A 15,023-nucleotide genomic window follows, 5' to 3' on the forward strand; every position below is an offset into this window, starting at 1 on the left:
AAAGGGTGTGTTGCACATAGCGGCTCAATCCATATGATCGCTCTCTTAGGACTGGGAGTATTCATAAATGAGTCGCATCATTCTGGCCGCCGTAGCGTTTTTTATTCTGGTATTGCCCGAGGCTGTGCAGGCACAGCAGTGGTACCGCGCCGAATCCGAGCATTTCATCCTGTATTCGGAGGATTCAGAGCAAGATACGCTCGAATTCGTGCAGGATTTGGAGCGGTTGGACGAGGTTTTGAGCCTGTTCACCGGCGTCGGCAACGATGCGCGCCTGCCCGAATCGAGCAAGCTCACGGTTTTCCGCTTTGGCGAAACATCGGACATGAGCGCGCTTGCAGCAGGCAATCGCAACAGCGGCGTCGGCGGGTTCTTTATCCCACGCGCAACCGGGGCGGTCGCTTTCGTCCCTCGCCAGCAGAACCGCCGCCGTGGCCGCAGCCGTGGTCAGGATATGCCAAGCGAAATGCAGCTCGATCCGCGCGGCGTACTGTTCCACGAATATGTGCACTATTTCATGTTCCAGCATCGCGATGCACCCTATCCGCTGTGGTATAGCGAGGGCTTTGCCGAGCTCTTCTCGAACCTCGAATTCAACGAGGACCACTTCGTTATCGGCGACGTACCAACCGCGCGCAGCGCCTCCTTGGCAACCGTCTCGATCGATCTCGAAGCCACTTTTGATCCGCCGCCGGGGCGTGACCGCTATTATGTCGCGCGCACCTATGCCCATGGCTGGCTGATTGCGAGCCATCTCAATCTGAACCCCGAGCGGCGTGGCCAGATGGGTGCCTACATGCAGGGCATCGCGGAAGGCTTGCCGCGCATGGAAGCCGCTGCCCGTGCTTTCGGCGATCTCGATGTGCTGGAGGCCGAGCTGGAAGAATTCCGCCAAGGCCGTGCTCGCATTCTGCGTGTTCCCTATGCAGTGGCAGCCGAGCCGGCGGTGGAAATCCGCCGCCTGACCGAGGCCGAAGAAGCGCAGATGGATCTGATGATCCGTTCCAAGCGCGGAGTAGACGAAACCGAGGCAGAGCGGCTGGTCGGCGTGGCCCGCGGTCTCGTGGAACGGTATCCGGACAGCGTGGCGGTGTTGCTCGCCGCGACCGAAGCCGAATTTGACGCGCGCAATTATGACGAGGCCGAAGCTCTCGCCCAGCGCGCGATGGCAATCGATCCGGAATCGACCGGCGCAGCCATCTACTATGCCGATGTCGCCTTGCGCCGCTCGTTCGAAGACCCCGCGCAATACGCCGAGGCGCGTCGCCGCTTCGCCGCAGCCAACAATATGGAAGTGGATCACGCTTATCCGCTTTACGGCTATTACATGGCGCACCTGCTTGATCCGGCGGTTGAGCCGGACGAGGATGCGACCCTCGCTCTCGAAGCCGCCTTCTCCTACGCCGCATATGATCGTGATGTGCGGCAGGCGCTGGTGCACTGGCTGCTTACCGAAAACCGGGTCGAGGATGCCCGCGTGGTCGGTGCCGAGTGGATTGACGGACAGGGCGAAGGCCAGTGCGTTATCCGCAAGATGTATGACCAGTTTGCCGAGGGCAACACCGCGCCGCTGCTCGAACAGGTGCGCCCCGATCATCCTGGCGAATATCTCGACGAAGCGGCCCGCGATGCCGAGCGCGAGGAGTTCGAGGCGCTGATCACCGAGTATGATTGCGAGCAGGACTAAGCGTTCAACACCTTAGTCGCTCCAATCTACGGGCGGTGTGCGGATTCCTGTGGCCAGACAGGAACCACGCGCCGCCCGTAATCATTTGAAGCGGGATGACCAGTACCACTTCCGGCCCCGTTCTCGTCCCCGTCCTTGGCGACCAGCTTTCCACCACCCTCGCCTCGCTGCGCGGCAGGGCCAAGGATGATACCGTCATCCTGCTGATGGAGGTGTGGGACGAGGCGACCTACGTAAAACACCACAAGCAGAAAATCGCGCTGATTTTCTCCGCGATGCGCCATTTCGCCGATGAATTGCGTGCCGAGGGGTGGAGGGTCGATTACACGCGGCTGACCGATGCGGAGAACGCTGGCAGCTTCACCGGCGAAGTCGCCCGCGCCGTCGAACGCCATGCCCCGCGCTCCATCCACGTGGTCGAGGCGGGCGAATGGCGGGTGCAGCAGGCTATCGAGGAATGGCCGGACAAATTCCCCTGCCCGATCGAAATCCTGCCCGATGACCGCTTCCTGTGCTCGATCCCCGAATTCCGCGATTGGGCAGGCACGCGCAAGACCTATCGGATGGAGAATTTCTACCGCGAAATGCGCAAGAAAACCGGCCTGCTGATGGATGGCGACGCGCCGGTGGGCGGCGAATGGAATCTCGATCACGATAATCGCGAGCCGCCCAAAGGCGCGATGGACGCGCCAAAGCGCCCCACTTTTGCTCCTGATGCCACCACGCAGGAGGTGATTGATCTGGTTGCGGAGAAATTCCCCGATCATTTCGGCACGCTCGACAATTTCGGCTGGCCCGTCACCCGCGAACAGGCGGAGGCCGCCGCCGACGCCTTCTTTGCCGAGCGGATCGAGAAGTTCGGCCCCTATCAGGATGCGATGGTGCACGGGCAGGATGATCTGTGGCACTCGATGCTCTCGACCAGCCTCAATCTCGGCCTGCTCGACCCGCTGGAATTGTGTCGCCGGGCAGAGCAAGCCCATCGCGACGGCACCGCGCCCTTGAACAGCGTGGAGGGCTTCATCCGCCAGATCATCGGCTGGCGCGAATATGTGCGCGGCTTCTACTGGCACTTCATGCCGGGGCTGGAGAGCGACAATGCGCTGGATGCGCAGCGCCCGCTGCCCGAGTTCTACTGGACGGGCGAGACCGATATGCGCTGCCTCGCCGATTGCGTCCGGTCGACGCATGATGACGCGCACGCGCACCATATCCAACGGCTGATGGTGCTGGGCAATTTCGCGCTGCTGGCGGGGATCCGCCCGCGCGAAGTGCAGGACTGGTTCCTCGCCGTCTACGCCGATGCCTATGAATGGGTGGAACTGCCCAATGTCAGCGGCATGGTGCTGTATGCCGATGGTGGGAAACTGGCGAGCAAGCCCTACGCAGCCAGCGGCAATTACATCAACAGGATGAGCAATTACTGCAAGGAATGCCGTTACTCGGTGAGCAAGAAAACGGGCGAAGGCGCGTGCCCCTTCAACCCGCTCTACTGGCACTTCATGGATCGCCACCGCGACCGGCTGGAAAGCAACCATCGCATCGGCCGCATTTACGCGACCTGGGATCGGATGGGCGAAGAAAAGCAGCGCGAATATCTCGACAGCGCGGAGGCGTTTCTGACGACGCTAGAACCTGCGAAAGAAGGCTGGGCGCGGGGTTAGTAGGACGTAATCCCCGCCTCCTTCCGGCTCCACATCGGCGACACAACGCGCCCGGCCTTCTGCGCCTTCCACAGCATCCACACGCCCGCGCTTGTCGCCACGACCAGCGCGAAGATCGTCGCTTCCAGCCCGAAGCCGCCGCCTGCCAGCAGCGGCGGCCCCTCCAGCTCCGCGCGCACCAGACCGTCGACCGGGTTGCCCGACACTGGCACGCCCCACAGCGCCTGCACCACGTTCCAGCCCGCGTGCAGCCCAATCGCCAGCCACAGCGAGCGGGTGAGCATATAGGCTGCGCCGAGGAGGATGCCTGCCTCGATAGCGATGGCAAGCGAGCTAAACAGCGTCGCATTGTCATTGCCCGCATGGCCAAAACCGAACACCAGCGCGCTAATGGCGAGTGCGATCCAGCTTCCGGCGAATTCCTCGAGCCAGCGGAAAATGATGCCGCGCAGCAACAATTCCTCGAAGAACCCGGCGTAAAGCCCTGTGACAAAGAGGATAAAGGCCCAGTCGGTAAAGCCACCCGGCCCGCTGATCGTATAAACGCCCGCCAACGCGGCGAGGCCGACGCATAGGCTGATCAAAGCAGCGCCGCCTGTGAATCCCAGAACCGTATCGCGCAGCGCCGCGCGGTTGACCGGCAGATCGTCATGCTTCTTGGCGCCGAGCGGAACGACGCCGATCTTGTAGACAAGGAAGGTCAGCGTCACGAGCAACAGTGCACCCATGATGATCGCGGTGTTCTCCCCGAAATTGGGCGCGATCAGTTCCTGCCCCACTGCCGCCGATACGAAAGCCGTTCCAACGATGATCGCCGTTGCGACCACCAGCACCACCAGCGGGAAATGCCAGACTCTAATCCAGATCGAGCGGGGTTGCGTTTTGGCGATATCGCCTGCGCTATCGGGGTTTTCCATGCGGCGGCTCGTCGCCGAACAAATCGCCGGATGCAAGCAAATCCGCCCGCCCGGCCCCCTCGCGCCGTAGCAATTCGCGCTTGATCTCCGGCCCGTAGGCATAGCCACCTACCCCGCCGCTCGCGGGCACCACGCGGTGGCAGGGGATCAGCACGGCGATCTTGTTCGCGCCGTTCGCGCTGCCGACGGCGCGGCTGGCATTGGGATTGCCGAGCATCGCGGCCTGCTCACCATAGGAGCGGGTTTCGCCCGGCGGGATTGTGCGCAAGGCCTCCCAGCATTTCTGCTGGAACGCCGTGCCTTTCACATCGAGCGGGATGTCGGCGCTGATCGAGGAAGCAGGGTCTTCCACTGCTGCGGTTACGCGCGCGAACAGCGCAGCGAATGCCCCGCCGCCTTCGCGCAGTTCCGCTTTGGGGAAGCGGGCCTGCAATTCGGCTTCGCCCTCGCCAAAGCTCAGGCAGCACACGCCGATATCGGTCGCGGCAACCAGCATTTCGCCGAGCGATGTCGGCACCACGCTCCAATAGATCACCCGGCCCTCGCCGCCATTGCTCCAGTCGCTCGCAGTCATGCCCAGCCGTCCTTTCGTCTCCGCATAGAAGCGCGATGGGGAAGAATAACCTGCCGCATAGAGCGCTTCGGTCACGCTCGATCCTTCCGCCAAAGCCTCACGCACACGCTCCTCGCGCAGGGCGCGCGCGAAGGCTGCCGGTGACAGGCCGACTGTGCGGGTGAACAGGCGCTGGAAATGCGTCGGCGAATAACCGGTAAGCTCGGAAAGCGCCTCCAGTGTCATCGCCCCGTCAGCGCGGATCGCGGCTATAGCGGCGAGTACACAGGCTTCCTCCGCGCTTTGCGTTTTTGGCGAACAGCGTTTGCACGCGCGCAGGCCCGCCGCCTCGGCCTCGGCAGGCGTGGCATAAAAACGGACGTTCTTGCGATGCGGAGCGCGTGCGGGGCAGGACGGACGACAGTAAATGCCGGTCGAATGCACGCCGGTTACGAATGCGCCATCAAAACGGCGATCCTTGGCGAGCGCGATCTGCCAGCGCTCTTCGTCGGAGAGTTCGGTGTTGGTCATGGCGCGCTTTTCGCCTTGAAACGCAGGGATTGCGTCCCGCAGCTTGCGGCCAATGCCAAAAGCCCTGCTACTTCACCGCCTCGACATAAAGGTTGAGCGGCATCCGTCCCTCACAAGGGAGTTCCTGGTTCAGCTCCTCAATCGCGCTGTCGTGGAAATCTGCCTTGCGCACCGCACTGAAGCCGACCCGTTTCAGCAGGTCTTCCAGCATCGGGTAATCATAGATTCCGCGATGGAAGTGGCCGTAGAAGATATTGTTCAGCCCTTCTCCCAGATGCCTTGCCTGGGGGTGGAAGTTGGCCATGAACTCGCGGTCTCCGGCGACGTAACGCTCGGCGAAAGTCTGCAGATCGGGCACGATCAGGCGCAATGTGCCGCCCGGCTTCAGCACGCGGTGGAAATCCGCAGCGATCTTCTCACCGTCGGCGAAGGTGAAGTGTTCGAACACGTGTTCGGTAAAGATCATCGCCACCGAACCGTCTGCCAGCGGCATCCGGTTGCGCAGATCATAGACCAGATCGGTGGCTGCCGAGGCCCAGCCATCGACATTGACCCAGCCTTCCTTCTTCTTCCGCCCGCAGCCCCAGTGCAGCTTCAGATCGGTCTGCTGCTGCAATTGCTTGATGCGCGAGCGGCGGCCCGGAAGAACGCGGTTCTTCAGGCTCTCCATCTGCAAATGCGCTTCGTAACGGACATCCTGCATCAGCCGCATTTGCGAACTGTGGAGGTTTTCACGCGCATATTTCTTCAAGGCAGACATCGAATCCGGTCTCTTTCATGGCTCTTCGCAGGTGCACTATAGCGCGCGTGATGCAGATTTATGGCAGCACTTGCAACATCTCACCGCATAGCGGGGCTTGCGGTGCGCGCGCTTCCCGATAGGAAAGCAGTCCATGCGACTTCTGCACCTTGTCTGCGCAGCGATCCTTTGCGCGCTCGCCCTCGCCCGGCCCATCCCCGCTGCCGCTGATCCGGAGGATATCGAAGCGGCGACGCGCGGCGTGGTGCGGGTGGTGATTATCGGGCAGGACGGGACGGAGCTGTATCCAATCTCGCATGGCACCGGCTTTTCCGTCGGTGGGGAGCGGATTGTCACCAATGCGCACGTCATTGCACAGGCGATGGATGATGACCGTCTGGCCATCGGCATCGTGCCCGCAGACCGCGACGTCGCGGTCTATGCCCGCGTGATCGCCTATAGCGAGCGCAACGATCTGGCGATTATCGAGGCGACCGAGCCGTTGGGCCTCCCCGCGCTCACCATCGCGGGCAATCCGGCGACCACCGGGGCGGTTACCGCCATCGGCTACCCGCTCAATGTCGACCGTGCGCAGGGCCTGTCCTTCAGCGACATGTTCCGCGCGCAGCCGCCGGTCACCGCCGCCGGATCGCTCGCCGGACGCCGACCCAGCCGCGATTTCGATACGCTGCTGCACACCGCGCCGATTGCGGCGGGCAATAGCGGCGGGCCGCTGGTCGATGATTGCGGGCGCGTGCTCGGCGTCAACAGTTTCGGCGCGCAGAGTGATGGTTCGGATGCCGAGTTCTTCTTCGCCGTGTCGACGCGCGAGTTGCTCCCCTTCCTCCGCGCGAACAATGTTGCCCCCCGCCTCAACTCCGGCCCTTGCCGCAGCCTTGCCGAACTCGACGCGGAAGAAGCAGCGCGCGAGGCCGAAGCCCGCGCCGCTGCACAAAATGTCGCCGAGGCCGAAGCGGCTGCACAGGCGCAAGCTACAGAGGAAGCGCGGCGGCTCGCCACTTTCGAAGTGCTGGAGGAACGCGATACCAAGCTGGCGCTCGCCTTCCTGTTGCTCCTGATCGGCGCGGGAACGGGCGGCGTGGCGGCCTATGGCCATATCGGCCAGAACCCGCGCCTGCGCGCCGCGGCTGGCGGAGTGGCGCTGCTCTGCGTTGCCGGAGCCGCTATCGCATGGATCACCCGCCCGCATTTCAACTCCATCGACACCCGCACCGAGGAGCGGCTGCGCGAAGCAATTCCCGAACGTGAGGACAGCGGCACGATTGACCTCGCCGCCGGAGCAGCGGGCGAATATCAATGCGTGCTCGACGCCGATCGCAGCCGCGTGACGGGCGACCCCGAAGAGCAAATGGCGTTGACCTGGACCGAAACCGGCTGCGTCAACGGACGCACCCAATACGGCCTCGATGCAGGCGAATGGACGCGCGTTTTTGTGCCGAACAGCGAAGCGGCAGTGTCGATCAACAGCTTCGATCCGGCAGCGGGCGAGTTTGTGATGGAACGCTACTTGCTGGCCCGCGAACCGATGGACGCAGCGCGGGCCGCGCGTGGTGATTACTCCGCCCCCAGCTGCGAGGCAGGCGAGGACGGCGCGAACCGGTTGGGCGCGCAGCAAGCGGGCGTGACCTCTGCTCTGCCGGACAGGCCGAACGAACGGCTGGTCTATCGCTGCACCAAAGGCGAGACGGAGTAGACCGCGATGCAACAGGCGCTCGTATTCGCTTCCATCGTCCTTGGGATTGCGGTGGCCTTCGAGCTCCAGCACCTCAACACTCTGCTGCGATCAAAAAGGGTCAAATGGCACTGGGCGCAGCCGCTGTTCGCATTCTTTGTCCTGATGACGATGATGTCGTTCTGGTGGATGATCGCGAGCGGAAGCGCCGAAGAAGAGATCACATTGGCGCGGTTTCTTCCCATCATGTGGGTGCTCGTCATCCTCAACCTGTTGGCTGCCGCCGCGCTGCCGGATCGCGTGCCTGATGAAGGGATCGACCTTGCCGCATATTATCAGGAAAACCGGCGCTATCTGTGGGGTCTTTACCTGCTGATCTTCACGCCGCTGGCGGCAAACTGGGTTAGCATCGGCGTGATGCGGAGCAGTTCATTGCACGAACTCTTGCCGTATGTGATGTCAGAATTGCCGCCGCTTGCAGTGATTATCTTCCTGTTTTTCGCCCGCCGCTGGTGGATGGTGGCGCTGGGTTATCTTGGCCTCGCATTCCTCCTCGTCAATTGGCTCGGCCGCTCGCTGTAGCTTTCGCGCATAGGCCATTTGGCTAGGTTCCGCCAAACCGCCGCCCACCCCGCTTGCATCCCCCGTCCCCCGATGATAGGGGCGCGCCAGCTTTGGCAGGGACGCAATCGTGACCCGATTCCATCGCTTTCGAAATTTACCGTTTCTCGGATCCAAGAGGACCTTCGCGCGTGGAGCTTTCCGCCGGTATACAGGCCAGCCTTGCAGGGCGTTACGCCTCTGCTCTTTTTGATCTTGCCGGTGAAGCCGGCACAGTGACCGCTGTCGAGTCCGATCTCGAACGGCTGGAGGCTGCGCTGGGCGAATCGGATGATCTGCGCGCGCTGATCCGCAATCCGGAAATCAGCCGCGGCCAGCTCGCCAATGTCATGGCCGGGCTCGGCGCGCATCTTGGCCTGTCCGATCTCACCAAGAGCTTCCTCGGCGTGCTGGCGAATAATCGCCGCGTCTCGGCGTTGCCCGGCATGATCCGCGCATTCGCCATGATCGCAGCGGCCCAGCGCGGCGAAGTGCAGGCCGAAGTCGCCAGCGCACACCCGCTCAGCAGCGACCAGATCGCCACGCTTGAAACCAAGCTGCGCGCCCGCGAAGGCCGCACCGTGAAACTGAAATCCCACGTCGATCCCGATCTTCTCGGCGGGCTCGTCGTCACCATCGGATCGCAGCGCATCGACAGCTCGATCCGCACCCGTCTCAACTCGCTTGCACAAGCCATGAAGAGCGCCTGAGCGCGCTCCCCCATATAAGAAGGCATAGACATGGAAATCCGCGCCGCAGAAATCAGCAAGGTCATCAAAGACCAGATCGCCAATTTCGGCACCCAGGCCGAAGTCAGCGAAGTCGGCTCCGTCCTCTCGGTGGGTGACGGTATCGCCCGCATCCACGGCCTCGACAAGGTGCAGGCCGGTGAAATGGTCGAATTCGCCAATGGCGTGCAGGGCATGGCGCTGAACCTCGAAGCGGACAATGTCGGCGTCGTGATCTTCGGCTCGGACGCCGAAATCAAGGAAGGCGATGTCGTCAAGCGGACCGGCACGATTGTGGACGTTCCCGTCGGCAAGGGCCTGCTCGGCCGCGTGGTCGATGCGCTCGGCAACCCTATCGACGGCAAGGGCCCGCTGACCGACACCACCCGACAGCGCGTCGAAGTGAAGGCGCCGGGCATCATCCCGCGCAAATCGGTGCACGAGCCGGTGCAGACCGGCCTCAAGGCCATCGACGCGCTCGTTCCCGTCGGCCGTGGCCAGCGCGAGCTGATCATCGGTGACCGCCAGACTGGCAAGACCGCCGTCGCCATCGACACCTTCATCAACCAGAAGGGCGTGAACGCGGGCGATGACGAGGGCAAGAAGCTCTACTGCATCTATGTCGCCGTGGGCCAGAAGCGCTCCACCGTGGCGCAGATCGTGAAGTCGCTCGAAGAAAACGGCGCGATGGAATATTCGATCGTGGTCGCCGCAACAGCGTCGGAGCCTGCCCCGCTGCAGTACCTCGCGCCCTATACCGGCTGCGCGATGGGCGAATTCTTCCGCGACAACGGCATGCACGCCGTGATCGTGTATGACGATTTGTCGAAGCAGGCCGTGGCCTACCGCCAGATGTCGCTGCTGCTGCGTCGTCCTCCGGGCCGCGAAGCCTATCCGGGTGACGTGTTCTATCTCCACTCACGCCTGCTCGAACGCGCGGCGAAGATGAATGACGAGAACGGCGGCGGTTCGCTGACCGCACTGCCGATCATCGAAACGCAGGCGGGCGACGTGTCGGCCTACATCCCGACCAACGTGATTTCGATCACCGACGGCCAGATCTTCCTCGAAACCGACCTGTTCTTCCAGGGCATCCGCCCCGCGATCAACGTCGGCCTGTCGGTGAGCCGCGTGGGCGGTGCCGCACAGACCAAGGCGATGAAGAAGGTCGCTGGCTCGATCAAGCTGGAGCTGGCGCAGTACCGCGAAATGGCGGCCTTCGCGCAGTTCGGTTCGGACCTCGACGCTTCGACCCAGAAGCTGCTCAACCGCGGCGCGCGCCTGACCGAGCTGCTGAAGCAGTCGCAGTTCTCGCCCATGCCGTTCGAAGAGCAGACTGTGTCGATCTTCGCAGGCACCAATGGCTATCTCGATAGCGTCGCGGTGAACCGCGTGACCGAATACGAAGCCGCGATGCTCAGCTTCATGCGCAATGAACACGCCGCCGTGCTCGCCGAAATCCGCGACACCGGCAAGTTCGAAGACGACACGAAGGCCAAGGTCGTCGCCGCGCTGGACGCTTTCGCCAAGCAGTTCGCCTAAGTCCGCAGCGAAGCAATAGGGAGCCACCATGGCCTCTTTGAAGGAACTCAAGGATCGGATCGGGTCGGTTAAATCGACCCAGAAGATCACCAAGGCGAAGCAGATGGTCGCCGCGGCGAAGCTGCGCAAGGCGCAGGCGGCGGCAGAAGCTGCGCGCCCCTATGCCAGCCGTCTCGCCTCCGTCATGGGCTCGCTCGCCAGCAAGGTGAGCGGAGACAGCGCGCCGCTGCTGCTTCGCGGCACGGGCGCGGACAAGCGCCACCTGCTGGTGGTGGTGAACACCGATAAGGGCCTGTGCGGCGGTTTGAACTCGAACATCGTCAAGGCGGCCAAGCTGCAAGCGCAAAAGCTGCTGGCAGAGGGCAAGGATGTGACCTTCTACCTCGTCGGCAAAAAGGGCCGCGCGCCCATCCGCCGCGATTACGAGAGCAAGATCGCGTTCAATTTCGACACCAGCAACGTCCGCAATATCGGCTTTGCCGAAGCCGAAGCGATTGCCGATGATCTGGTGGCGCGGTTCGAAGCGGGCGAGTTTGACGTCGCCCACTTGATCTACCCCGAGTTCAAGAGCGCGCTGGCGCAAGACCCGACGGTGGTGCAACTGCTCCCTGTCCCCTCGCCCGGCACAGTCGAGGCATCGGACGCGGCCGTCGAATACGAACCGGACGAGGAAGAAATCCTCGCCGATCTGCTACCCCGCTATGTCAAGACGCAGCTGTTCGGCGCGCTGCTGGAGCGTGAGGCTTCGGAGCAAGGCGCATCGATGACCGCGATGGACAATGCCACGCGCAATGCTGGCGAGCTGATCGACAAGCTGACGATCAAGTACAACCGCAGCCGTCAGGCCGCGATCACCACCGAACTCATTGAAATTATTGCTGGCGCGGAAGCGCTGTAAGAGACCCAAGGCAAGGAAACGAACATGGCCACCGCCCCCGCTCTCAATCAAACGACCAATGGCACGATCAGCCAGGTCATCGGCGCCGTCGTCGACGTGCAGTTCCCCGGTGAACTGCCCGCCATTCTGACCGCGCTGGAAACCAAGAACGGCGACAACACGCTGGTTCTGGAAGTGGCGCAGCACCTTGGTGAAAACACCGTGCGCACCATCGCGATGGACTCGACCGAAGGCCTCACCCGCGGTCAGGAAGTGATCAACACAGGCGCGCAGATTTCCGTGCCGGTCGGCCCCAAGACGCTGGGCCGCATCATGAACGTGATCGGCCAGCCGATTGACGAGCGTGGCCCCATCGGTGCCGATATGAGCGCGCCGATCCACGCCGAAGCGCCTGCCTTTATCGACCAGTCGACCGACGCGGCGATCCTTGTCACCGGCATCAAGGTGATCGACCTGCTCGCACCTTACGCAAAGGGCGGCAAGATCGGCCTGTTCGGCGGCGCGGGCGTGGGCAAGACCGTGCTGATCCAGGAACTCATCAACAACATCGCCAAGGGCCACGGCGGCGTGTCGGTGTTCGCCGGCGTGGGTGAACGCACCCGCGAAGGTAACGATCTGTACCACGAATTCCTCGACGCTGGCGTTATCGCCAAGGACGCGGACGGCAATGCCACCAGCGAAGGCTCGAAAGTGGCGCTCGTCTTCGGCCAGATGAACGAACCGCCGGGCGCGCGTGCTCGCGTGGCGCTCTCCGGCCTGACCATGGCGGAATATTTCCGCGATCAGGAAGGGCAGGACGTACTGTTCTTCGTCGACAACATCTTCCGCTTCACGCAGGCGGGTTCGGAAGTGTCGGCGCTGCTCGGCCGTATTCCTTCGGCGGTGGGCTACCAGCCGACCCTGTCGACCGACATGGGCAATCTGCAGGAACGCATCACCTCCACCACCAAGGGCTCGATCACCTCGGTGCAGGCCATTTACGTGCCCGCGGATGACTTGACCGACCCGGCGCCTGCCACCTCGTTTGCCCACTTGGACGCAACGACCACGCTGAACCGCGCGATCTCCGAGCTGGGCATTTATCCGGCGGTGGACCCGCTCGATTCGACCAGCCGCGTGCTGGAGCCGCGCGTTGTCGGGCAGGAACACTACGACACCGCCCGCCGCGTGCAGGAAACGCTGCAGAAGTATAAGAGCCTGCAAGACATCATCGCCATTCTCGGCATGGACGAGCTGAGCGAGGAAGATAAGCTGATCGTGGCGCGCGCGCGCAAGATCCAGAAGTTCCTCAGCCAGCCGTTCCACGTGGCCGAAGTGTTCACCAATATTCCGGGCAAGTTCGTGCAGCTGGAAGACACGGTGAAGAGCTTCAAGGCAGTTGTGGACGGCGAATACGATCACCTGCCGGAAAGCGCCTTCTACATGGTCGGCGGCATCGAAGATGTGGTCGCCAAAGCCGCGAAGCTGGCTGAAGAGGCGTAAGACTAAGGCGTCCCGCCGAAAGGCCGGGACTCCTCATATTCCCCTCCCATTTATGGGAGGGGTCAGGGGAGGGAATGTCGGGCCACCCTCCTTCTGGTTACAGGCCCTCCCCCGGCCCCTCCCGCAAGCGGGAGGGGGGTTGAAGGAAGCCCCGCTTCGCAGGGGGCTATGATGTGAAATGGCACTACACTTCGAACTCGTAACCCCGTCCAAGCTCGTCCGTTCGGAGGACGTCCACATGGTGGTCGTTCCGGGCGCAGAGGGCGAATTCGGGGTGCTGGAAGGCCACGCGCCTTTTATGTCCACGATCCGCGATGGCGCGGTGCAGGTTTACAAGACCGAGGGCGGTGAGCCCGAAAGCATCATGGTGCGCGGCGGCTTTGCCGAAGTCGGCGAAAAGGGCCTGACCGTGCTGGCCGAGCACGTCGAAGGCTGATCTGGCCCGCTGATCCAGCACTACGCGCGCGGTGAAGACCCGCCCCGGCATCTGCGCCCGCAAACGGCGCTATTCCAGCGAAGACGAGGCCATTGCGGCTGCATTGGGGGCGCAGGTAACTCTGCGCCCTTATCGTTGTGCGCTATGCCGCGATTATCATCTGACGAGCCGCACCAAGGGGATGAAGTCGCTGCCCCCTCGCCCCGCAACCAGCTAATCGTCCATCCGGCGATACGTCCAACGCATCGGGTTGCTGCCGTCCACCAGCGATATCTCCGCCATCAACTCGCGCCCCTCGCGCCAATAGCGGATGCGCTGCGGATATTCGTTGGCGGTGTTGATGAAAGTGACGCCCTCGGAATCACCCGGGCTCCAGGCGAACAAGGTCGGCGTCGCGCCCATCGGCGCCGCGAGAAACGCCATCCGCACATTCGGGCCATCGCCATTGGGTTCGTCAAGCGCGATGCGCATCGTCTCCCAACCGAGCAGCCTCTCGCCATCGCCGCTGCGCCCGCTACCCAGCATGATCCCGGCGCGCGGCACCGTCCAGCATTCCTCGACCCAGCGTTCGCCGTCGCTCGCTTCCCAGCATCCGGCGAGCCAATCGGGCAAGGCAGGCGCTTCCTGCGCGGCCAGCGGCAGCGGGAACAGCAAAGCCAGCGGCAAAGCAGCAGCAAATTTCATGACAACCCTCCCATGCATTTCGATGCATTTATCCGGTCAGGATATTACGGCGCACGGCGTTCGTCAAAGGACTGCGCGGGCACGCATACCTATACGTAAACGGAGCCTACGCGCCCCGATCCGCCAGTCCGGCCAGCAGCGTGGCGGTGTAGTCGCGCGACACGCCGGGCGTGAAATGCGCGCCGTCGAACGTATGCCCGGAAAGCGCGGCGGGCGCTGGCACAAAGGCCGCGCCGTTCTCCAGCGCCACTTGCTCCAGCAGCGCATCGAGGCGGGCGAGCGTTTCCAGATCATAGATATTGCCCAGCGGCTCGACTTGCGGATCGGGCAACCAAATCCCGGAAATTGCGACACGTTCTGCTCCGCAAGCGGCGATGGCGCGCTCGATGCTCGCCTGCGATGCGGCAAGGTCGGTCATTTGGGGTATCGTGTCATTGATCCCGAGCGCAATCACCATCGGCGCATCGCTAAGGCTGCAAGTGAGATGGACCATCCGCTCCATCTCACGCGTGGTTGCTCCGGCATAGCCGATCAGCAGCGCGTTCTCGACCGGCTCGGCGAACTCGATGCGGCTGTCCCCGATAATGATGCGCTCGGCAAAGGGAGCGCGAACGATCTGTCCTGCCGCGCGCACGGTTGTTGTGGGGGTTATCGTGAAGGGCGCAATGGCCCATGCCGCGAGGCTACCCACCGCAACCAGCAATGCCGCCGCGACAAGCTCAAGCCGCCTGATGATAATAGCCCGCGAGATCATGGCGCGGCGTTACCGCAAGCAGGTTAACTTTACCCAAAGCTGTATTTTGCAGAACCTGCGCGAGCACCGCTACCAGAATCCGGCGATCATAAAGGTTCCTTAACCATGATGACGC

At 62.9% G+C, this 15,023-nt stretch carries 14 protein-coding genes; 9 read left to right on the forward strand and 5 right to left on the reverse strand.

All coding sequences use genetic code 11. The features are described from left to right. The first annotated feature begins 67 nt into the window (after positions 1–67). Complete coding sequence (locus GC121_RS14000) at positions 68–1,687, forward strand: hypothetical protein (protein ID WP_151975298.1); 1,620 nt, start codon at positions 68–70, stop codon at positions 1,685–1,687. Positions 1,688–1,782: 95 nt separating this feature from the next. Then, complete coding sequence (locus tag GC121_RS14005) at positions 1,783–3,351, forward strand: cryptochrome/photolyase family protein (protein ID WP_151975299.1); 1,569 nt, start codon at positions 1,783–1,785, stop codon at positions 3,349–3,351. Here the strand turns inward: GC121_RS14005 and GC121_RS14010 are convergent. From GC121_RS14010 to GC121_RS14020, 3 genes are all read right to left on the reverse strand, one after another. Continuing rightward, on the reverse strand, positions 3,348–4,268 hold the full coding sequence (locus GC121_RS14010) for a CPBP family intramembrane glutamic endopeptidase (protein ID WP_199857881.1): 921 nt from the start codon (positions 4,266–4,268) through the stop codon (positions 3,348–3,350). The genes GC121_RS14005 and GC121_RS14010 overlap by 4 nt on opposite strands. After that, positions 4,252–5,352 carry a bifunctional transcriptional activator/DNA repair enzyme AdaA gene (locus GC121_RS14015; RefSeq protein ID WP_151975301.1) on the reverse strand — a complete coding sequence of 367 codons (1,101 nt, stop codon included), beginning with the start codon at positions 5,350–5,352 and terminating at the stop codon, positions 4,252–4,254. The genes GC121_RS14010 and GC121_RS14015 overlap by 17 nt, the downstream gene beginning before the upstream one ends. Positions 5,353–5,419: 67 nt before the next feature. Next, positions 5,420–6,112 (reverse strand): methyltransferase domain-containing protein, encoded by a 693-nt coding sequence (locus GC121_RS14020; RefSeq protein ID WP_151975302.1) that lies wholly within the window; start codon positions 6,110–6,112, stop codon positions 5,420–5,422. Between the two features lie 133 nt (positions 6,113–6,245). Here GC121_RS14020 and GC121_RS14025 point away from each other — a divergent pair, with 133 nt between their 5' ends. From GC121_RS14025 to GC121_RS14055, 7 genes are all read left to right on the forward strand, one after another. Next, the gene (locus GC121_RS14025) at positions 6,246–7,805 is read left to right on the forward strand and encodes a trypsin-like peptidase domain-containing protein (protein WP_151975303.1); all 1,560 of its coding nucleotides are present in this window, start codon (positions 6,246–6,248) and stop codon (positions 7,803–7,805) included. A 6-nt stretch (positions 7,806–7,811) separates the two neighbouring features. Beyond that, positions 7,812–8,366, forward strand: a complete 555-nt coding sequence (locus GC121_RS14030) for a hypothetical protein (protein ID WP_151975304.1) — start codon at positions 7,812–7,814, stop codon at positions 8,364–8,366. 170 nt (positions 8,367–8,536) lie between these two features. Further along, positions 8,537–9,094: a F0F1 ATP synthase subunit delta gene (locus tag GC121_RS14035; protein WP_151975305.1), complete on the forward strand. Its 558-nt coding sequence runs from the start codon at positions 8,537–8,539 to the stop codon at positions 9,092–9,094. Between the two features lie 30 nt (positions 9,095–9,124). Continuing rightward, positions 9,125–10,654 carry a F0F1 ATP synthase subunit alpha gene (gene atpA, locus GC121_RS14040; protein WP_151975306.1) on the forward strand — a complete coding sequence of 510 codons (1,530 nt, stop codon included), beginning with the start codon at positions 9,125–9,127 and terminating at the stop codon, positions 10,652–10,654. Between the two features lie 28 nt (positions 10,655–10,682). Further along, positions 10,683–11,552, forward strand: a complete 870-nt coding sequence (locus GC121_RS14045; RefSeq protein WP_151975307.1) for a F0F1 ATP synthase subunit gamma — start codon at positions 10,683–10,685, stop codon at positions 11,550–11,552. Positions 11,553–11,576: 24 nt separating this feature from the next. Further along, positions 11,577–13,034, forward strand: coding sequence for a F0F1 ATP synthase subunit beta (gene atpD / locus GC121_RS14050; RefSeq protein WP_151975308.1), 1,458 nt, complete (start codon positions 11,577–11,579; stop codon positions 13,032–13,034). Positions 13,035–13,212: 178 nt separating this feature from the next. Next, entirely contained in the window at positions 13,213–13,470 is a 258-nt protein-coding gene (locus GC121_RS14055; RefSeq protein ID WP_151975309.1) for an ATP synthase F1 subunit epsilon, read from the forward strand. Between the two features lie 213 nt (positions 13,471–13,683). Here the strand turns inward: GC121_RS14055 and GC121_RS14065 are convergent, their stop codons facing one another. Continuing rightward, on the reverse strand, positions 13,684–14,154 hold the full coding sequence (locus GC121_RS14065; RefSeq protein ID WP_234421277.1) for a DUF6265 family protein: 471 nt from the start codon (positions 14,152–14,154) through the stop codon (positions 13,684–13,686). 106 nt (positions 14,155–14,260) lie between these two features. After that, the gene (locus GC121_RS14070) at positions 14,261–14,908 is read right to left on the reverse strand and encodes an SGNH/GDSL hydrolase family protein (protein WP_151975311.1); all 648 of its coding nucleotides are present in this window, start codon (positions 14,906–14,908) and stop codon (positions 14,261–14,263) included. Positions 14,909–15,023: the final 115 nt, after the last annotated feature.

This window comes from Erythrobacter sp. EC-HK427, from assembly GCF_902498745.1.
Lineage (GTDB): Bacteria > Pseudomonadota > Alphaproteobacteria > Sphingomonadales > Sphingomonadaceae > Alteraurantiacibacter.